Below are 20,028 nucleotides of genomic sequence, written 5' to 3'. Positions count from 1 at the left end.
GTGACGTTGATCGCTTACGACATGACGGGTTGCACCCCGTCATGTCGTAAGCGAGGCCATCGCCGCGAAGCAGCCGGGGCCGGCCCTAGCCGCCCGTCGACTCGTTGGCCTTGGCTTCGGGCGTGTCCGATTTGTCCGAAAGCGCTGCGGCTTCCGCATCCGTGTCGGGAGCCTTGCCTGCGGATTCCGAGTCGTTCGGAACCGCGGGCTTGGTGTCCGGTTCGACAACAGCCTCGGCCGGCTTCTCGGCTGGCTTCTCGGCCGGCGGCGGGCTGGCCGGAGGTTCCGGCGCAGTTTCCTTCTCCGGAGGCGCCGGAGAAGTTGAAGCCGGTGGCGTGGTCGGTGGCTTTGGCGGGGACGGCTTGGTGTCCGGCGTCTGCGTTGGAGCCGTCGGAGCCGTCGGAGGCTTCGTGGGTTCCGTCGGCTTGGTGCTGGGCTTAGGCGTCGGAACCGGAGTCGGTTTGGTGCTGGGCTTGGGCGTCGGGACCGGAGTCGGCTTGGTGACGGGCTTCTTGTCCGGCTTCTCCGCAGGCTTCTTGTTAGGAGTCTTCACGTGGTCTTTCACCGGAGGTTTTGGCTTGGATCCGGCGTCCGGCGCAGCGTCATGAGGTTTCTTGGAAGGCTTATGCACGACGGGCTCCGGAGGCAAGTCGATTTCCAGGTCGTGCCCGGTCTCGATTCCGTAGTGAGGTGCGCCGGAATTGCGGATCGGCTCGGCAGTGATCCTCGTATCGCGCGAGTCAAACAATGGATTGGGCTGCCCCGGAATGCCGGGCAGGAAAATTCGGGGATCGTTCCACTGGCCGTTCACGATGACTTCAAAGTGCACGTGGCAACCCGTGGAGTTCCCGGTTGTTCCGCTCAACGCAATGATCTGGCCTTGCTTGACCTGGTCGCCGACTTGGGCGATCAACCTCGAGTTGTGGCTGTAGCCGGTCCTCACGGAATTTCCGTGGTCTATGGTCACTCGCATGCCAGAGTGGCCCGCCCATGAGGATTGAACGACGGTGCCGTCCGCCGCCGCATAAACCGGTGATCCGCATGGGATCGCATAGTCCTGGCCAACATGGACCTGGGTGCCGGCTCCAGTTGGGTTGTGGCGCCACCCGTACGGGCTGGTGATGTGCCTGGAGGTAACCGGGTGGATCAACTGGATCTGCCCGGGCAGCACGCCCCGCACACCCAGACGTTGTCCCGCCAGCATGAAGTTGCTTTGCCTGCCTGCCTCGAGGCCCAGGTTCGACGCGGAACGGTCGATCGCGGTTCCCGCGCCTTGCGCCGCAGCCATTCCACGATCCGATCCGGTGCTCGTGAACTCCAGCGATTCCCAGCTGACGGCGTCGACATCGCTAAGCAGCGAAACGCTCACCGGTTGAACATATACGGCCGGTGCAACCACCTTGCTCGAGGCGGCTCCGGCATCCAACGGCTCATCCGCCAAACCCATTCCGGGGGCCCCCGAAAGCGTCACCGCTGCGGTAACAACAAGGCCCAGGACCGAAACCCTGGAAAGCCGATTTTTTTCATGGCCCTTCGGGCGAATACCCCGGCCACGATTGACTTGGTGCTTCTTCACGATGAACTCCCCAATCCTCATGTGAAAATGGCATGCTCAATTGCAACGCAAAACTGAGGATGGACCACCAGTCGGAACCAGCCATTAGATCCAGTTACCCCAAGAACTGAACACTTAGGCATCACCGTAGCCGACGTGCGCGGATGAGAAAATAGCCGACCGGCCACTCTTTTGCGAATTGCCGAAAGAACAAGGTTTTCCCAAGCTTTAGCTGACTTTTTGGTTGAATACGTGGCGGCGGATCCAGGCATGCATGGCGATGCCAGCGGCAGAGGCCGCGTTGATGGAACGGGTGGAGCCAAATTGTTCAATGGACAGCGTGGCCTCGGCCGACTGGTGGACTTCCTCGCTGAGACCCGGGCCCTCCTGCCCGAAGACAAGCACGCAATTGCGCGGCAATTCGTAGGTTTCAAGCTGCACGGAATCCGGGAAGATGTCGATCCCGATGATCGCCAGCTCTTCCTCCTTGGCCCAGGCCACGAAGTCTTCAACGGTGGGGTGGTGGCGGACGTGCTGGTATCGGTCGGTCACCATGGCGCCCCGGCGATTCCAGCGGCGGCGCCCGATGATGTGGACTTCCTTGGCCAGGAAGGCGTTGGCCGTGCGCACCACGGTGCCGATGTTCATGTCGTGCTGCCAGTTCTCGATGGCAATGTGGAAGTCGTGGCGGCGCTCATCCAAGTCGGCGATGATCGCGTCCATGGTCCAGTACCGGTACTTGTCGGCGACGTTTCGACGGTCTCCCGTTTCCAGAAGTTCATGGTCGTAGTGCTCTTCGGTCGGCCACGCGCCCTCCCAAGGGCCAACGCCCACTTCGGGGCGCTCCTCGAATTCGGGAGCGGTTTCGACGGGTACGGATGCGTTCGTTTCAGCGGCAGGAGTCACCACTCAAGGGTAGTCGTTCGCCTCCAGCCCTCCGCATCGCCCAAGTGAGACGGACGCCAAGGTTCCCCCCCTGCCGCCGGGACACTCGGGCGTCATGCCATCAGTGGGAGTTTTCCATCCCGTGGTGGCAAACTGACGACAGCACCAAAATTGCGCCGGACACCCGCCCGGCCACGGCACCCGGAGGATCCATGCCCATCATCGACAACGCGATCTACGTGAAGGGGAAACGGGTCATCCATCCACCGGACTTGAGCTCAACCTTCGAATCGATGAAGGAAACCGGCGGAATGGGATGGCTCGGCCTGTACCGGCCGAACGCCCAGGAAATGCACGAGGTCGCAGAAGAGCTGGGCCTCCATGAACTTGCCGTCGAGGACACCCTCGCCGGACACCAACGTCCGAAGCTTGACCACTACGGCGACCACCTCTTCGTCGTGTTGCGTCCCGCACGCTATCTCGACGACGTTGAAAAGGTGGAATTCGGGGAGCTTCACGTATACGTCGGGGCCGATTTCGTCGTGACCGTCAGGCACGCCGAGTCACCCAAGATCGGGGAGGTCCGCAAACGAATGGAAGAGGAACGGGAGCTCCTGGCCATGGGGCCCGAAGCCGTCCTCTACGCGGTGATCGACCAGGTGGTCGATGAGTATGAACCCGTTGCCGCGGGCCTGAGCCTTGACATCGACGAGATCGAGGAACAGTTGTTTTCCGGCGAGGACAACGTTTCCCGGCGCATCTACGAACTTTCCCGTGAAGTCATTGAGTTCCAGCGGGCAGTCGCCCCGCTCGATTCGGTGATCGAGCGTCTGCGCAAGGACATCAAGCTCACGGACATTGAACCCGAGGATGCCTTGGAACTGGACAGGAAATTCATCGATGTGCAGGACCACGCCATTCGTTTGGCCGAACGCGTCGCATCCTTCAGGGCCCTGCTGGCCAACGCGCTCTCACTTTCCTCCACACTCGCTTCCCAGCGGGCCACGGAAGCAGGGGTAACTCAGAACGAACAAATGAAAAAAATATCGTCCTGGGCCGCGATCCTGTTCGCACCGAGTTTGATTGGCAGCATTTACGGGATGAACTTCAGCCATATGCCTGAATTGCACGTCCTGTGGGGTTATCCCGCCGCTTTGGGCCTCATGGTGGCGTTAAGCGTGAGCCTGTTCGTTGTTTTCAAGAAAAACAACTGGTTGTGACGTATCCGCTTCACCACGCCGTTTGAACCTGAAAGACTTATCACCTCAGGTATTCCCCGAAAGGACCCCTAAAGTGCCAACGCATGAACCACGCACCGTGAATGACATCAACTGCTGGCTCACGGATATGGATGGGGTGCTGGTGCACGAAAACCAGGCCATCCCGGGAGCCGCCAAAATGATCGGGCATTGGGTCGCCACCGGCAAGCGATTCCTGGTCCTGACCAACAACTCGATCTACACCCCGCGCGACCTTCGAGCGCGGCTGCTGTCTTCGGGGCTGGACGTTCCGGAGAAGAACATCTGGACCTCTGCCATGGCGACCGCGGAATTCCTGCGCCGCCAGCGTCCGGGAGGCCGGGCCTTCGTGATCGGCGAGGCCGGACTGACCACCGCGCTGCATGATGCGGGCTTCATCCTGACCGATCAGGAACCCGATTACGTGGTGCTGGGTGAAACCCGCACCTACTCCTTCGAAGCGATCACCAAGGCGATTCGCCTGATCAGCGACGGGGCCCGGTTCATCACGACCAACCCGGACGCCACGGGGCCGTCCCCCGAAGGATTGCTGCCGGCCACCGGTGCCGTGGCGGCGCTGATTACGCAGGCGACCTCGCGCGTTCCCTACGTGGTGGGCAAGCCCAACCCGATGATGTTCCGCTCGGCGTTGAACCGCATCGATGCGCATTCGGAAACCACCGCCATGATCGGCGACCGCATGGACACCGACATCATCGCGGGCATGGAGGCCGGCCTTCTGACCGTTTTGGTGCACACCGGAATCACCCAGCCGGAAGACGTTGCGTCATTCCCGTTCCGCGCGGACCTGGAATACCCGTCCGTGGCCGAAATCCACGCCGAGCTGATCCAGGGCACCAACGAAGACGGTTCCGGGATCGTCGCGGGTTCCAACGAAGACTAGGGAAGTCCCCTCGGATTCAATTACCAAATGAGTGGAGGGCCGGGAATTCCCCGGCCCTCCACTCATTTCCTTCTTAGCGCATGGATGCGCGGTAACCCCTGGCCTCGGCTGCCGACCTGCTTGCAAAGCACTCTTCCGGGTTTGTCCGGTCGTAGAAGGCGCCGCTCGGCACGTGGTAGATCATGCTGCTGGCGTTGCCCTTGATCGGATAGCCCGCGGGGCAGTTCCAGTTCGAGTCGCTGTAGACCCAGCTGGGCTTCTTCTTGGTCTTGACTAGCAAGTCCTGGCTCTTTACCGAGGTCTTGGTGGCCTTGCTTCCGGGCACCGTGTACTTGACGGTCGTGGTGACCTTGTATTTGCCGGCCTTCAACGCAACCGACTTCTTGTTCTTGGCAATAGTCTTCTTGCCTTGCTTGACCGTGAGCACCTGGGAGGTGATCTTGGTGCTCCGCTTCTTCTTGACTACCGGCTTGATGGTTGCCTTGGCGCCGGTCTTAACGGACTTGTTCGGGATCGTCTTGATCGTGACCGGTCCCACCACCTTCGTCGCGGCGCTGACCGCCACGGTGGCTACGGCTGTCGGCTGTGGCGAAGCGGTTGCGGCGACGCTGCCGACCAGCACGAGTGATGAAGCTGCGATTAGTGCGGCCAGGCCGCGCCCCCATGAAGTCTTCAAGGTTCTCCCATTTCGAATAATTGATAGCGAAATTACAAGCTATCATCGCAGGCTTCCCTCTGCGCCATGTGACCGGGTTGTGTCGGCGCTCTCGATGACGTTCCTGGGCCTGCCTCAACTCACCAGTTCCAGCTGGTCCGCAACCACGCGGCCGTCGTGGATGACGGTGCGGTCGTTCCCGCGGTCCATCACCGCGCTGGTCACGGTCTCACCCGCCAGCAGCACCAAGTCAGCGCGGTCCCCCACACGGAATCCCGGCCTATCGGCTGTTGATTCAAGTCGGACCAGGGCGCGGTCCATGATCGTGGCGCCGCCCCAGGTCGCAATGGCCGCGGCGTGTTCGATCAGTTCGTCCTGCCGCAGCCCGTGGGTGAAGGCCAGCTGCCAGGTGCGCGAGAGCAGGTCGCAATCCCCGTAGGGGCTCCAGTAGTCGCGCTGGCCGTCCTCGCCCAGCCCCACGCGGATGCCCGCCCTGGTCATGGCGGCCAGGTTGAACTGCTTCCCGGAGGTCGCCGGGGCGACCGTTGCCCACGAAATGTCCAGTGCGCTCATCCCCTCCATGACCCGGTCGGTCGCGGCGTCGGAGACGTTGCCCAGCTCGTAGGCGTGCGAGAGCGTGACCCGCCCCTCCATGCCCAGGGCCCGGGTGCGTTCCATGATCAGTTCGGTGCTGAAGTGCGCCAGGTGGCCGGGCTCGTGCAGGTGGATGTCGATATCCGCCTGGTATTTTTCGGCCAGCCCGAACACGATGTCCAGGTGCCTGACCGGGTCCCGGTCCAGCTGGCACGGATCGATACCGCCCATGACGGTGGCACCCAGCTTCAGGGACTCTTCCAGGTACTGGACCGCGCCGGGTTCGAGCAGCAACCCGGCCTGCGGGAAGGCCATGATCTGGACGTCGGCACTTCCGGCGAACTTTTCCTTGGCTGCCAACACCGCCTCGAACTTCTCAAGCTTGCAGTCGGCGTCGATCTGGGCGTAGCTGCGCACCCGCGTGGTGCCGTGGGCAATCATGCGCTCCAGCGTCCCCGCCACGCGTTCCGGCAACGGGGTTTCGGCGTCCCGCCAGTTGTTGCGGTCGTTGAGCATCATGCCCCAAACGCCCGGCGCCCCGGTGTGTTCCCGGAACGGCAGCCCGATCCGGGTGGAATCAAGGTGGACGTGAACATCGGAGAACGAAGGCAGCCCCAGGCGTCCACGGCCATCGACGTCTCCGTTTACGGCGAGCGCCGGAACATGTGGAGTGATGCGGCTGATGAGGCCGTCGGTAATCCGGATGTCCACCGGGGCCTGGCCCCATGGCCGTACGTTGGTGATTAGCACTGTGCATTCCCTTGTCTCGTCAGCAAACCCGATGTTTGGTGGCGAACAGACACCGCAGCCCCCTCGATGGACGATGCCATGGAGCACGCGCGGGTGCGTGATCGCACTCCCTTGTCGCGTATTGTTTCCCAACTCTTCCATGCTGACATGGCCTAAGACAATGCTCGAAGAAGGGTCTCCTGCTTGCCGGGGCTCCCCGCGTCAGTCGTTAAAAACGAAAAACGCATGTTGGTCTCTTCGCCCCCATAGCGAGAGACCAACACACGTCGTACTTCGGTGACAGGCTCGCCGAATGTCCTTGCCCGGCGAGCCATGGGCGTTTTTAGGCGGGGCAATCCTCGTTGGCCGGAGCAACCTTGGCCGCGACGGCCGCCGCACGCCGTTCGCGGATGTCGTAGACGATGCTGGCGTGAACCGCGTCGGTGAGCTTGTAGCGGGATATCACCAGGACCGCGAGGCCCGACATGACCAGCGGGATGGCACCGGCGGCGATCTGGATTCCCAGGATCGCTTGGTCCGACTGGACGGCCGCGGCTCCGTTGTAGCCGCCCCACGCCAGGGCGTAGGCAGCCAACGCGCCGCCGAGTGCCTGGCCGGCCTTGCGGGTGAAGGAGAACAAGGCGTAAACGATGCCCTCGGTGCGGATGCCGGTTTTCCATTCGCCGTACTCGACGGTGTCGGCCTCAAGCGCCCAAATCACGATGCTGACACCCGACAGGCCGAGGTTCACGATGCTGACGCCAACCACCGCCAGCATGCCTGCGCCGGCGGGGGCCAGAAGCACGACCAAACCGCCGAGCATCATCACGCCACCGAACGCCATGTACACGGTGCGCTTGCCGATCCGGCGCACCAGTCGCGGCATCAATGCGCTGAGCACCAAGGCCAGCAGCAGCTGGATGCCGGAAGCCGCGGCGTAGAGCCCGACGTTGCCCATGACATCGCGGAAGTAGTACAGCTGAACCGTGCTCAGGGTCATCGAGCCGGCGAGCAGGACCAGCGAGCTGATGCAGAGCATCAACAGCGGAACATTTCCCTTGAGCGTGGCAATGCTCTGCTTCAGCGAAACCTGGGCCACGTCGCGCTGGACCTGTTCCTTGGCGGTGAAGGCGCAGAACATGTACAGGGCGAAGCCCGCCACAAGGAACACCACCGTCAGGGTCGTGAAGATCGGCTGGAGGTCCGTGTCGTTCTTCAGCATCGGGGCCACCACCATGCCCAGGACGGCACCGATCAGAAAGGCGCCGATGGTGCGCGCGCTGCCAAGCTTCGCGCGCTCCGTTGGATCCTGGGTCATGGCACCGGCCAGCGATCCGTAGGGGATGTTCACCAGGGAATAGGCCAATCCCAGGGCCGCGTAGGAAAGGTATGCGTAGATCAGCGTTGCGTTGGCGCTCCAGCCGCCCGGCACGTGGAAGACCGCGAAGGTCAAGAGCAGAAGCGGCAGCGAACCAATCATGATGAACGGGCGGAACTTGCCCCAGCGCTTGGAGTAGGTCTTGTCGACCATGCGGCCGGCAAAGACGTCGGCGAACGCGTCAAAGATCCTCACGACCAGCAGCAAGGTCCCGGCCGCGGCGGCCGAAATGCCCGCCACGTCCGTGTAATACACCAACAGGAACATGGTTGCCGTGGTGAAGGCCAGATTGTTGGCGGCGTCGCCGGCACCGTAACCGACGATGCTGATTTTCTTCAGTGGTTTCATGATGGCTCCTAAGCCGTTTGCGTGTGCCGCAGGGCGCACGCCTGCTCGGTGATGGGAGCGCTCGCCAACAAGAGGTGGGCAGTACTCCGTGAAGTTCCTTGCGACGGGCTATGCCCGCAGCGACTGGGCCAGCTCTCGATCCAGTGCTCGCGCATTCTTGCTCCAGCGCTCACGCAGGACGAAGGCGGCCGCCTTCGGCTTGCGGTCGCGGGTGAAGACGCCCTTCTTGTTGCCGTCCACGCGCATGATGCCCACCGAGGTCTGGAAGTCCGCAAAGTTCCAGACGTGTTCCCCGACCATGGATTCCACCCGGTCAAAGACCCGGTGGTACATCTTCAGGAAATCGGACTGGTATTCCTCGCTCCACGGCGCGGAACTCAGGGAGTGGTTTCCCGCCATGGTGTCCGCACCGTATTCGGTCATGATCATCGGCTTGCCGTGCTTGGCTTCCCAGGCAAGCAATTCAGCCTCGAGCGCCTGTTCGGCGGCCGCAAGGTCACCGGTCTGCAGGTACCAGCCGTAGTAGCGGTTGAGCATGAGCACGTCGAAGAGGTCGTCGATGGTGCTCTTGTCGGGGGTATCGAACATGACGTTGACGTAGCCGATGGGGCGGGTCGGGTCCAGCTCGCGGGCCAGCGTCGCCAGCGGCTCGAAGTAGGCGCGGGCGCCCTCCTCCTGCGCGTTGGGTTCGTTGGCGATCGACCAGATGGCCACCGACGGGCGGTTCTTGTCGCGGCGGATCAGTTCCTCGATGGCCTGGCGGTGGTTGGCCGCGGTGGCCTCATCGACCGCACCCTCGGCGTAGGTCTTGGTGGGTCCGGAGCCAAAGACCGCGCCGAACATGTTATTCAGTCCCACGGCCGCGGTCTCGTTGATGACCACCAGTCCGTGGCGGTCGGCGTAGTCCATGACCTCTTCGGCGTAGGGGTAGTGCGAGGTGCGGAAGGAGTTGGCCCCGGTCCAGGCCAGCAAGTTGAAGTCGGCGACCATCATGGTGTTGTTGTGGGCCTTGCCGATGGTGATGTGGTCCTCATGCATGCCGAACCCGGTGAACTTGAACGGTTCCCCGTTGATCAGGAAGCGGTTGCCGTCCACGGCGACGGTGCGCACGCCGAAGTTCTCCGTGTAGGAGTCGACGAGTACGCCCTCACGGTGGATCTCCACCAGGAATCGGTACAGGTAACCGGCACCGGGCTTCCACAGTGTGACTTCCGGGATGTCCAGGCGACCGGAGCGGCCGGTGCCCGCGGCAACCTCGTTGCCGTCGACGTCCAGGACCTTGATGCTTACCTCTTCGGTGCCGGTGGCACCGGCCAGCTCGAGGGTGTAGTCGACGGTTCCGGTGGCGCCGGCGAAGTCGGTCACGATGGTGAGGTCGTCGAGGGTGGTCGCGGGGGTCGAGTACAGCCACAGGCTGCGGTGCAGGCCGGCGTAGTTGTAGAAGTCGTGCAGGTACGTCTGCTTGTCTCGCCCGTTGGCGCCGGCCTCGACCTTGCCCGGGGGAATCGTCGCGTGGGTGAGCGTGTTGTTGACGGCGATGGTCAGGCGGAAGGTTTCGCCCGCGCTCACCAGGTCGGTGATGTCGGCGCCGAACGGCATGTAGCCGCCAACGTGGGTGGCGACCAAGGTGTCGTTGACGTAGACGTTGCCCTCATGGGTGGCCGAGTCAAGGCGCAGGTGGACACGTTCGCCGGCGAACCCGCGGGGCACGCGGACCTCTCGCTGGTACCAAACCCAGCCCACGTGGTCGCGGATTTCCGGTTCGGTGAACACGTCGTTGTAGCTTCCCGGAACACCCATTTCCAGGTCGTTGGAAAGTCGGGCAGCGAACCACTTCTCTGCATGGCCGCTACCCTCGTGGTCGACCCGGAAGGCGTAGAGGCCATCCAGGTTGACCAATTCGCGGGTCGGGGAATTCTGCGGCTTAAGCATCGTTGCTTCCTTGCAATTGAGGGGAGAAAGTGAGCTGGGCTACACCGAGCATGGGATTGAGTCTAGGAATGCGCAGATGCAGTAGCAATCAATTGCCATATGTTGCACTGGCCCCCCGCAACTATTCGTCACACGGCCCGTTACACCCTCATCGGCAGCCATGGATGCGGGGACGGGCGGTCGGCGCTTGTTGCCCAGTCAAGGCAACGATTCCGGGTCCCCGGCACCGGGGACGGCCGTTAAATGCTTCACGCCGGCACCCCCAAGGGTGCCGGCGTGAAGCGCGGAACACTAGACCCGGGCTTCGAACTTGCCCTCGGTGACGATCCGGGAGTTCAGTTCGGCCAGGAACTGGTCTTCATCGAAGTCGAGTCCGACCTCGGCCCCCGTCCAGCTGGAGAGGTGGATGGCGTTGGCCAGGCGCACCCCGTTGATGCCGTCGGCACCGGGCGCCAGCAGTTCGGTGCCGTTGAGGATGTGCTGGGCGAAGTTTTCCAGTACGCCCGCGTGCTGGGTGCCCCATTCCGAGGGGAACTCGATGGTTTCCTTCTCGTAGTAGTCCTCAGGGTTCAGGCTGCCCGTGAAAAGCTTGAACACGTCCTCCATGCCCATGGAGTCGCTCAGCTCGCGCTCGGGCTTCTTCAGGCGCGTGACGGTCGCGGTCTTGCTGTCTTCGACAACGATCTTGCCTTGGTCGCCCAGGATCTCGAAGCGGTCGGTGCCGGTGAGGTCGTGGGTCGCGGTGATGAAGGTTCCGGTGACGCCGTCGCCGAAGTCGGCCACGGCCGTGACCTCGTCCTCGACGGCGATGTCGCGGCGGAAACCGTAGGAAACCTTGGCGTATACGGACTTCGGCACGCCGCAGATCCACTGCCACAGGTCCAGCTGGTGCGGTGCCTGGTTGACCAGCACGCCGCCACCTTCCCCGCCCCAGGTCGCGCGCCATTCCGACTGGTTGTAGTAGCCCTGCGGACGCCACCAAGTGGTGATGATCCAGTTGGAGCGGCGGATCGCACCGATCTCGCCGTTCTCCACGATCTCCTTCAGACGCTGGTACAGCGGGTTGTTGCGCTGGTTGAACATGATGGCGAATGCGACCTGCGGATTTGCCGCGGCAACCTCCAGCAGCTCGTTGACCTGGCCGGTGTAGACGCCTGCGGGCTTCTCGACCATGACGTTGACGCCCGCGTTGATGGCGTCGATGCCCATCTGCGGGTGCAGGTAGTGCGGAACGCAGGTGACGACTGCATCGACGGTGCCGCTGGCGAGCATTTCCTCGTGGGTCTCGAACACCGGGGTGCCGGGATAGGTCTCGGCGGCGAACGCCCGGCGGGCCGGGTCGACGTCGGCGATCGAGCCGATGCTCATGGACGGCACCATGCCGTCGGCAATGAACTTGGCGTACATGCCGCCCTGGGCGCCGAGGCCGATGATTCCCAGGCGGATGGTCTTGTTTTCAGACATTCGTGTATCTTCCTTACGTTGCCGGTTAGGCGGAAATGGTCGAGGAGTTTTCGGCGGCGAAGAGCTCGCCGAAGCCGAGGCTTGTGAGGTTGTCGTGGGAGGTCTGCAGGGCTTCCCAGACCGTGCGGCCATAGAGTTCGTCCTGCTCCACCAGCAGGTATTCGGCGCCGGAGGCAATGGCCGTCGGAATGATCGAGGCGAAGTCGAGGTTGCCCTCGCCGACCTCGGCGAACTGGACGACGTTCTTGAACTCGGCCATGAAGCCGGGGAAGTCACCGGCCTCCAGCAGGCCCATGGCCGAAGCCGGCATCTGGCCGATGCGGTAGTCCTTCAGGTGCACCATGGCGGTCTTGCCCGCGTACTTTTCCAGGGTGCGGACAGGATCCAGGCCGCCGCGCTGGACCCAGTGCACGTCGATTTCCATGCCCATGGCCTGGGAGTTCTCGGCGATGATGTCGAGCATGTGCTTGCCCTCGAACTTCGCGAACTCGATGTGGTGGTTGTGGTAGTAGAGCTTCAACCCCTGCTCAGCGAGACGCTCGGCGTAGCCGTTGGCGGTCTTGGCGAATTCCACCACCGCATCGATCGAGGACATGGCGCCGAAGGGCAGCATGCCGATGCGCAGCAACTTGGCGTCCAGGCGCTTGGCGTCATCGACAATCTTGTCGAAGTTCGCGGCCAGCGAGTCCCCCGGCATGCCCTTCGGGGTTTCCATCGCGACCGAGAGCGCCGCGATGTCCATACCCAGTTCGCTGCGCGAGCGATCCAGCTCGGCAACGTTTTCCGCGGTCATCGGGATCTGCGAGATTTCGACGGCGTTGTAGCCGATGTCGCTGACCTTGCGCAGCGTCTCGAACGCCCCGACCTCAGCGAAGCTGTCCTTGAGCATCATTGCCTGTACGCCGATTGTGGCCATTGGGTGTTCCTCCGTTGGTTGTTGGACCCGGGCCGGGTCCGGTGTTCGATGGGGGTTTCGCTTGCCTCAGGAGGCGAGCGCCCCGGCCTGCTCGTGTTGTTGCCGATGGGTTTCCAGCAGGCGATGGCGATCTGCCCGGCGCTGTTCCTGACGATCCGGATCGGGGACAGGGGACGCCAGCAACAACCGCTGCGTGTACGGGTGCTCGGGGGTCCGAGTCACCACGTCTGCAGGGCCTTGCTCGACGATCTCGCCGTGGTACATCACGGCCACGCGGTGGCTGATATGCCGGACGACGTCAAGGTCGTGGGAGACGAAGAGGTAGGAGACACCGGTGTCCTTCTGGATCTGCAGGAACAGATCCAGCACGCGGGCCTGCGTGGTGAGGTCCAGGGCGCTGACGGGCTCGTCGCACACGATCAGCTTGGGCGAGAGAGCCAGGGCGCGGGCGATGGCCACGCGCTGGCGCTGCCCGCCGCTGAACTCGCGCGGCAGCCGGTGGATGGCGTCTGCGGGCAGGTTGACCTGGTCCAGCAGCTCCTTCACGCGTTTGCGGGCGGCGGCCGGCTCCATGCCCTGCACGCTGAGAGGCTCGGAGAGGATGTCGCCGATCTCCAGCGCCGGGTTCAGCGAGGTGTACGGGTCCTGGAAGACGACTTGGAGGTCGCGACTCAGGGCACGGCGTTCCTTGCGGGTGGCATGGCCGATGTCCTTGCCCTCCAGCATGATCTTGCCCGCCGTGACCGGGGCAAGCCCCAGCACGGCACGGCCCAGGGTGGTCTTGCCGGAACCGGACTCCCCCACCAGGCCGAGGGTTTCACCGCGGCCGATCGAGATGTTGATGTCGGTCAGCGCGCGGAAGGACTTGCCCCGGAAACGCTGGCTTGGGTACTCCACCACCAGGTCTTGGACGCTGAGCAGTGGTGCTTCGGATGTTGCGGTCATGGCGTGGGGACCTTTTCTGCGGACGGGACGAGCATGCTCATCGGTTCCTTGTTCTCCAGCATCGAAGACAGCAGGATCTTGGTGTACTCCTGCGTCGGGGTGCGCAGGATCTCCCGCACCGGGCCCTCCTCGACGAGTCTGCCGTTCTGCATGACCGCGACACGGTCGCAGAGGTCGGCGACGACGCCGAAGTTGTGGGTCACCATGATGACCCCGATGTCCAGCCGGTCGCGCAGCTCCCGCAGCAGGTCAAGGATCTCGGCCTGCACCGTCACGTCCAACGCGGTGGTCGGCTCGTCGGCGATCAGCAGGTCGGGTTCGCAGCTGATGGCTCCGGCGATCAGCACGCGCTGGGCCATGCCGCCGGAGACCTCGTGCGGATAGGCGGCAAAGGTGCGCTCCGGGTTGACGATGCCCACGTCTCGCAACAGCTTCAGCGCCCGCTTCTTGGCTTCGACCTTGGATATCCCCAGGATCCGCACCATCGGGGTGACCAGCTGGTACCCGATGGTGAAGGCCGGATCCAGGTTGCTCATCGGCTCCTGCGGGATGTAGGAGATGCGCTTGCCGCGCAGCTTGGTCAGGCGCATCTGGTCGACCGTCGCGTCCCCCGGGGCAACGGTGTAGTTGCCGTCGAACTGGATGGACCCGGCCACGATCCGCGCGGTGTCGGGCAGCAGACCCAGGATGGAGAACGCGGTCTGCGACTTGCCGGACCCCGATTCGCCCACGATGCCCAGGATCTCGCCGCGGTCCACGTGGAAGGAGACGTCGTCGACGACCTTCTTGACGGACCCGTCGGCCTGCGGGTAGCCGACCCCCAGGTTGGTGACCTTGATGAGGTGGTGTTCGGTTCCGGCATCCACCGCCGCAACGTTCTTGCGGTTGGTGCGCACCGGGGTTCCCGGTTGCCCTGGCTTCGGGGCCTTGGGGACACGGCGGGCCTTGATCTTCTCGCCGTCCTCGAGTGCGTCACGGATGGCGTTGCCCAGCAGCACCAGTCCGCCGATGGTCAGGGCCATGGCGAAGGCCGGCCAGAACAGCAGGGTCGGCTTGAGGTAGACGTTCTTGAATCCCTCGCTGAGCATCACGCCCCAGGTGGCCTTCGACGGATCGCCCAGGCCCAGGAACTCAAGCGCCGACTGGATGGCAATGGCGACACCCGCAATGGCCGCGGTCTGGATGATGATGGGCGCGCGGACCACCGAGAAGATGTGCCTGGCCATGATGCGGCCGTCCGACAGGCCGGAGACCCGTGCGGCGTCAACGTACAGTTCGTTGCGCACCGACTGCACGGCGGATCGGGTCAGCCGGAAGTAGGACGGGGAGAGCAGCACGCCGAAGGCGATCATTGCCACCCACACCGAGGGACCGAAGGCCGCACGGATGGTCAACAGCACGATCAGCCCGGGAAGGCTCATCAGGATGCCGACGACCCAGTTCGAGACGCTTTCGAAGAGCCCCGCGTAGTATCCGGCGATCAGGCCCGCGGGCAGGCCGATGGCGATGGCCACGACCGCGCACAGCAGCGCCGAGAGCAGCGTGAGTTGGCCGCCGAAGAGGAGCCTGCTCCAGACGTCGCGCCCGGCACTGTCGGTGCCCATGATGTTCACGCTGTCCGGTGCGGCCAGCGTCTTGGCGATGTTGGCGTAGTTCTGGTCGAACGGTGCCAGCATCGGGGCCAGTGCCGTGAGCAGCACGACGGCCAGCAGGATGGCGATGGCGATGATGCCCATCGGGTTCTTGAACAGCCGGCGCAGCACCGTCGAGCGGACCACCGTGCCGCTTTGGCCCGTGGGTGCCGCTGCCACCGGGGCCGCCGGGGCAACCAGGGCCAGTTCCTCCGCGGTCTTGACGGATTCACTCATGAGACACGCACCTTCGGGTTGAGCCAGCCGTTGAGGATGTCGACCAGCAGGTTCACGATGATCACCACGACGACCGTGTACATGACCACGCCCATCACCACGGGCAGGTCCGACTGCCCGGTTGCCGTGACCGCGAGCGGGCCCATGCCGGGCAGAGCGAAGATCTGCTCGATGATGACCACGCCGCCGAGCATGCCGATCAACTGCAGGCTCAGAACTGTCAGGCCGGCCGGGGCCGCACTGCGCAGCACGTGCTTGAAGAGGATTTCCCTCTCACCGATGCCGCGGCTGCGCAGGGTGCGGACGTAGTCCTTCTCCAGCTGCTTGATGACGGCGCTGCGGATCTGCTGCGCGCCGCCGGTGACCCCGTTGATCAACAGTGCGATGACCGGAAGGGTCATCGAGTAGACCCAGGCTGCGGGGCCCGATCCGGGAGAGATGGTGCTGGTGGCCGGAAAGAGCCCCGCCTGGATTGCCAGGAAAGTGACCAGAATAATGCCAATGACAAACCCCGGGATCGAATCGCCGATCACGGCGCCGACCTGGACCAACCTATCGACCCAGCCCCGCTTCACCGCGGCCAGCACCCCGACCAGGGCCGCGATGATCGCAATGAGGATCATCGCGGAGAACACCATGGTCATGGTGACCGGGATGCGGGTGGCCAACGAGTTGGCCACGGGCTCCGAAGTGAACCAGGAGGCGCCGAGGTCCCCGCGCAGGGCGTTCCCCAGCCAGCTGAAGTAGCGCAGCACCAGGGGCTGGTCGAGTCCGAGCTCCTGCTCCTTGAGCGCCACCTGCTCGGCACTGGCCGCATCGCCAAGGATGTTTCTGGCGATGGACCCGCTGGAGACATACAGCAGGACGAATGTCAGGACAGACACGGCGAACAGCACCACCGCTCCGCTGCCCAGTCGTTTGGCAATAAACGTGATCACGATGGCCCTACTTGGCCGGCGAGTAGTTGTAGATCGACGGGACGGCCTGCTGGGTCTGCGGAACCACGTCGACCTTGGCGTTGTGGTAGTACATCTGGTTGACGCGGAACAGCGGGGCGAACCAGGCGTTCTCCACGACGTACTTGTTGACCTTCTGCGCCAGTTCAGGTGCTTGCTCCCCGCCGTTGCGCACCGCGTCGATGTCGGCCTGCAGGTCCGCAGACGTGTTCTTGAACGGGTTGTAGAGCGCCTGGGTGGAGACGATCTGGTCGATGGCCACCGTCGGCTGGCCCTGGAAAAGCGAGAAGTACATGGTGCTGTACTTCTGGGCGGCAATGTCGCTGGTGAAGGTGTTGGTCAGCGCGGCACCGATGTTCAGGGTGATGCCCACGTCGGCGAGCTGCTGCTTGACGACGGAGATCTGGGTCTGGAAATCGGGAATGCCGGGGACCTCGATCGTCAGGCCGTTCTCGTAGCCTGCCTCCTTGAGCAGGGCCTTGGCCTTGGCCGGGTCGTAGGAGTAATAGTTCTCCAGTTCCTCGGTCCAGGCGCCACTGGCCTTGCCGAACGGCTGGGAGGTCGGGGTGCCCTGGCCGAGCAGGACCTGGTCAAGGATGGTCTTGCGGTCGAAGGCGTAGTTGATGGCCTGGCGGACCCTGACGTCCTTCAGTGCCGGGTTTGCCTTGCCATCGCGGTCGAAGAGGATCAGGCCCTGCCAGTCGACCTCGTTGGGGGCGAGGATCATCTTGGCGCCCTCGGCCTGCTTGCCGGTCTTGGGATCCAGGAGCGTGGCGTCGATCTGGCCGGAGACCAGGGCGTTGGTGCGTGCGGTCGGGTCGGTCAGGACCTTCAGCGTCAGCTTCTGGTACTTCTGCAGGTCCTTGTTCCAGTAGCCCTCGCGGGCGGTGAACACTGCCTGGGAGTCCTTCACGGTGGCGGCCTTGTCCATGACGTACGGGCCGGATCCGACGGGCTCGGTCTTGATGCCCTCGGTGCCGAGCGCCTTCGGGCTGCCCATGAGGCCGGCGGCCTGGCTCAGGAAGTACTCGAGTGCCGGATCCGCCGTCTTGAGCTCGATGTCGATGGTGTCCGCGTCAACGACCTTGACGTCCTTGACGGACTTGAGCTGGGCCATCTGCGGGCCGTTGGCCTCGCGGAAGTGGTCGAGGTTGGCCTTTGCGGCGTCGGCGTCGAAGACCGCGCCGTCGCTGAACGTCACGCCCTCACGAAGATCTACGGTGAGCTTGGTGTTCTCCGCGTTGTACTTCCACTCCGTGGCCAGCATGGGGCTGAGCTTGCCGTCCGGTTCGCGCAGGATCAGCGAATCGTAGGCCGCCTGGTAGGGCTGGAGAAGGTGGCCGACGTGCGCCTGGGCCGGATCCCACGAGCGTACATCTTGGAGAGTGCCGAGGGTCAGCGCGGTGGAAGCCGCCTGCGGTGCGGTGCCGGTGGCTCCGGCACCGCCGCTGCAGGCCGTAAGCATGAGCGCCGTGCCGATGGCGGCCGCAGTGGCTGCCGATTTGGGACCAAACTTCATGGTGGGGCTCCTCTGAGTCCAAGTTCTGATGCGAGGTGGATTTAGTGGCGTGCGCCACATCTCGATTCAGCTTAGGTAGCCACCCATGGGGTGGCCATCGGTTGCCATAAGTTTCACTGGACCTGCCACGATCCGCTTGATGGCGCGGCAAAAACCCCGCCCGGCCATGCCGCGCGGGGTTTTGCCGACCCGGCCTCACGCGGTGAGTGCGGGATCGAATGCGCTCTGGGAATAGATGCCCTTGACGATGCGCAGGGACTTTTCGGCCTCGAGGGCGTCGATCCAGAAGGGCTCCGGGTCATCGAGGGTTGCGTAGAAATCCGCTATGAGCAGGCCGTGGGAGGCGCCCCAGTAGTCGCGGCCGCCAGCGTCCCCGGCGGCCTCCCTGACGACCTCGACGGTGCCGTCGGCGTGGGTGATCGTCAGGTCCCCGCGCAGCGACAGGCTGGCCTTCTCGGTGACCACGTCAAGGGTGATCGGCGCGTTTTCGGCATTGGCCAAGGTCGCATAGAAAACGCTGGCCGCGCCGCCGGCATGGGTGGCCGCGAACTCGGCGGTGTCCTCGACCTCGATCACCCCACCCAGGGAGCGGTTCGAGGCGCTGCCGCTGACCGATTCCACCTCGCCGACCAGCCATTGCAGCAGGTCGACGGTGTGGATGGCCTGGTTCATCATCAACCCGCCACCGCCCTCGGCCCAGGTGCCGCGCCACGGGCGGTCCCGGTAGTAGTCGGCGGTCCGGTGCCACATCACGGTGGCCGAGGCGCCGCGGACGGCGCCCAGAGTGCCGCCGTCGAGCAGCGAGCGCAGGGCCCGCGACGTCGCGTTGTAGCGGTTCTGGAAGCAGACCCCGAGCTTGGCGTCGCTGCGCCGAGCCGCCTCAACCAGCCGGCGTCCCTCCTCGAGGGTGTGCGCCAACGGCTTTTCGACGATGACGTTGATGCCCCGGTCGAGCGCCTCGATGGCCATGGCGGCATGCTGGTCGTGCGGGGTGCAGATGTGGACCACGTCGGGCCGCTGCGCCTCCAGCAGTTCCCTGTAGTCGACATATCCCGGAACCCCGTGCGCATCCGTTGCGGCCCGCAGGCGGCCGGCATCGGTGTCACTGACGCCCACCAGCTCGACGTCCATTCCCTTCAGCGCGCCGAAGTGGACGCTGGACACGTCTCCGCATCCGATGACTGCGGCTCTTCTCATGGATGGGTCCTCCGGGTTCATGAAAGTGGGGTGGCTTGGGGCTGGGTGTTACCGGCCGGCGGGGACGAAGCCGACGCCGTTTTTGGTCGCCAGCGTCGCGAAGGCACGGGCCGCTTCCCCGAAGGCCACGGGGCCGGAGAATCCACCCAGGTGGTGGGCCTCGGCAAGGTGCGGTTCAAGGGAGGCGAAGCCGGTGTAGCCGTCTGTGGCCAGGGCCGCGATGGTCTCGTCAAGCTCGCCGTCGCCCTGTCCGGAGGGAACCACGGTGCCGGTTGCCGCGATGGCATCCTTGACCTGGAAGTACTCAAGGTAGGGGCGCAGCATGGCGTAGCCGTCGGTGAACGGCTTGTTGCCCACCTGCACGAAGTTGGCGTTGTCCCAGGCCACGCGCAGCGCCGGGGAATCCACGCCCTGCACGATGTCCAGCACTCGTTCGGGGGTGTCGCCGTAGATGTCCTTTTCGTTTTCGTGCACCAGGATCACCCCGGCGGCCTGTGCCTCGGCGGCGAGTGCCGCCATCCGCTCGATGACAGCGTCGCGGATGTCGTCCTGGCTCTGGTCCTCGCCGCGGTAGAAGGAGAAGACGCGGACGTAGGGGGCATCCAGGGCCTTGGCGACCTTGATGATGTGGCGCAGGCGCTCAACCTCGTGCTCGACGGGAAGGGACACGTCGACCTTGCCGATGGGAGAGGCCACGGCCGAGACCTTCATGCCCTTGTCCGCGAGGATCGCGGCCAGCTTGGCCGTCGTCTCGTCGTCGAAATCGGCGACGTTGACGCCCCATGCGGAGCGGACCTCGATGTGGTGCGCGCCCAGGGCGAGCAGCACGGTGGCCTGAACCGATGGATCGGGGTCGATCTCATCACCGAAACCGGACAGCACCCAGGTGGCTGCGGGGGTTGTCGTTTCCGGGGAAAGCTCGGTGGTTGTTGCGGTCATGTCCTG

At 64.1% G+C, this 20,028-nt stretch carries 16 protein-coding genes; 2 read left to right on the top strand and 14 right to left on the bottom strand.

Annotated elements, in window-relative coordinates:
• Positions 1–85: 85 nt before the first annotated feature.
• Together ACFY5D_RS12870 and ACFY5D_RS12865 are read right to left on the bottom strand one after the other, a co-directional pair.
• On the bottom strand, positions 86–1,369 hold the full coding sequence (locus tag ACFY5D_RS12870) for a M23 family metallopeptidase (RefSeq protein WP_387530202.1): 1,284 nt from the start codon (positions 1,367–1,369) through the stop codon (positions 86–88).
• 414 nt (positions 1,370–1,783) lie between these two features.
• Positions 1,784–2,389, bottom strand: coding sequence for a TrmH family RNA methyltransferase (locus ACFY5D_RS12865; RefSeq protein ID WP_387531032.1), 606 nt, complete (start codon positions 2,387–2,389; stop codon positions 1,784–1,786).
• A 263-nt stretch (positions 2,390–2,652) separates the two neighbouring features.
• Here ACFY5D_RS12865 and ACFY5D_RS12860 point away from each other — a divergent pair, with 263 nt between their 5' ends.
• Positions 2,653–3,660 carry a magnesium and cobalt transport protein CorA gene (locus tag ACFY5D_RS12860; protein WP_387530200.1) on the top strand — a complete coding sequence of 336 codons (1,008 nt, stop codon included), beginning with the start codon at positions 2,653–2,655 and terminating at the stop codon, positions 3,658–3,660.
• Positions 3,661–3,787: 127 nt separating this feature from the next.
• The gene (locus tag ACFY5D_RS12855) at positions 3,788–4,582 is read left to right on the top strand and encodes an HAD-IIA family hydrolase (protein ID WP_387531029.1); all 795 of its coding nucleotides are present in this window, start codon (positions 3,788–3,790) and stop codon (positions 4,580–4,582) included.
• 73 nt (positions 4,583–4,655) lie between these two features.
• Here the strand turns inward: ACFY5D_RS12855 and ACFY5D_RS12850 are convergent, their stop codons facing one another.
• The 12 genes from ACFY5D_RS12850 to ACFY5D_RS12795 form a co-directional block, all read right to left on the bottom strand.
• Positions 4,656–5,258, bottom strand: coding sequence for a hypothetical protein (locus ACFY5D_RS12850; protein WP_387530197.1), 603 nt, complete (start codon positions 5,256–5,258; stop codon positions 4,656–4,658).
• 114 nt (positions 5,259–5,372) lie between these two features.
• Complete coding sequence (locus ACFY5D_RS12845; RefSeq protein WP_387530195.1) at positions 5,373–6,581, bottom strand: amidohydrolase family protein; 1,209 nt, start codon at positions 6,579–6,581, stop codon at positions 5,373–5,375.
• A gap of 322 nt (positions 6,582–6,903) precedes the next feature.
• Positions 6,904–8,286: a glucuronide transporter gene (gene uidB, locus ACFY5D_RS12840; protein WP_387530194.1), complete on the bottom strand. Its 1,383-nt coding sequence runs from the start codon at positions 8,284–8,286 to the stop codon at positions 6,904–6,906.
• Between the two features lie 108 nt (positions 8,287–8,394).
• Positions 8,395–10,218, bottom strand: coding sequence for a beta-glucuronidase (uidA, locus tag ACFY5D_RS12835; protein WP_387530191.1), 1,824 nt, complete (start codon positions 10,216–10,218; stop codon positions 8,395–8,397).
• 291 nt (positions 10,219–10,509) lie between these two features.
• Positions 10,510–11,682: a Gfo/Idh/MocA family protein gene (locus tag ACFY5D_RS12830; RefSeq protein ID WP_387530188.1), complete on the bottom strand. Its 1,173-nt coding sequence runs from the start codon at positions 11,680–11,682 to the stop codon at positions 10,510–10,512.
• A 25-nt stretch (positions 11,683–11,707) separates the two neighbouring features.
• Positions 11,708–12,598 carry a sugar phosphate isomerase/epimerase family protein gene (locus ACFY5D_RS12825; protein WP_387530186.1) on the bottom strand — a complete coding sequence of 297 codons (891 nt, stop codon included), beginning with the start codon at positions 12,596–12,598 and terminating at the stop codon, positions 11,708–11,710.
• A 66-nt stretch (positions 12,599–12,664) separates the two neighbouring features.
• Positions 12,665–13,543 carry an ATP-binding cassette domain-containing protein gene (locus ACFY5D_RS12820; protein ID WP_387530183.1) on the bottom strand — a complete coding sequence of 293 codons (879 nt, stop codon included), beginning with the start codon at positions 13,541–13,543 and terminating at the stop codon, positions 12,665–12,667.
• On the bottom strand, positions 13,540–15,411 hold the full coding sequence (locus tag ACFY5D_RS12815) for a dipeptide/oligopeptide/nickel ABC transporter permease/ATP-binding protein (RefSeq protein WP_387530180.1): 1,872 nt from the start codon (positions 15,409–15,411) through the stop codon (positions 13,540–13,542). Before ACFY5D_RS12815 ends, ACFY5D_RS12820 begins: the two co-directional genes overlap by 4 nt.
• On the bottom strand, positions 15,408–16,349 hold the full coding sequence (locus ACFY5D_RS12810; RefSeq protein ID WP_387530177.1) for an ABC transporter permease: 942 nt from the start codon (positions 16,347–16,349) through the stop codon (positions 15,408–15,410). Before ACFY5D_RS12810 ends, ACFY5D_RS12815 begins: the two co-directional genes overlap by 4 nt.
• Before the next feature lie 7 nt (positions 16,350–16,356).
• Positions 16,357–17,886, bottom strand: coding sequence for an ABC transporter substrate-binding protein (locus tag ACFY5D_RS12805; protein ID WP_387530175.1), 1,530 nt, complete (start codon positions 17,884–17,886; stop codon positions 16,357–16,359).
• 195 nt (positions 17,887–18,081) lie between these two features.
• Complete coding sequence (locus tag ACFY5D_RS12800) at positions 18,082–19,083, bottom strand: Gfo/Idh/MocA family protein (protein WP_387530172.1); 1,002 nt, start codon at positions 19,081–19,083, stop codon at positions 18,082–18,084.
• Positions 19,084–19,131: 48 nt separating this feature from the next.
• Positions 19,132–20,022, bottom strand: a complete 891-nt coding sequence (locus tag ACFY5D_RS12795; protein WP_387530169.1) for a sugar phosphate isomerase/epimerase family protein — start codon at positions 20,020–20,022, stop codon at positions 19,132–19,134.
• Positions 20,023–20,028: the final 6 nt, after the last annotated feature.

The organism is Paeniglutamicibacter sp. NPDC012692 (genome assembly GCF_042901625.1).
Classification (GTDB): domain Bacteria; phylum Actinomycetota; class Actinomycetes; order Actinomycetales; family Micrococcaceae; genus Paeniglutamicibacter.
This window is presented reverse-complemented; position numbering and strand designations above follow the sequence as displayed.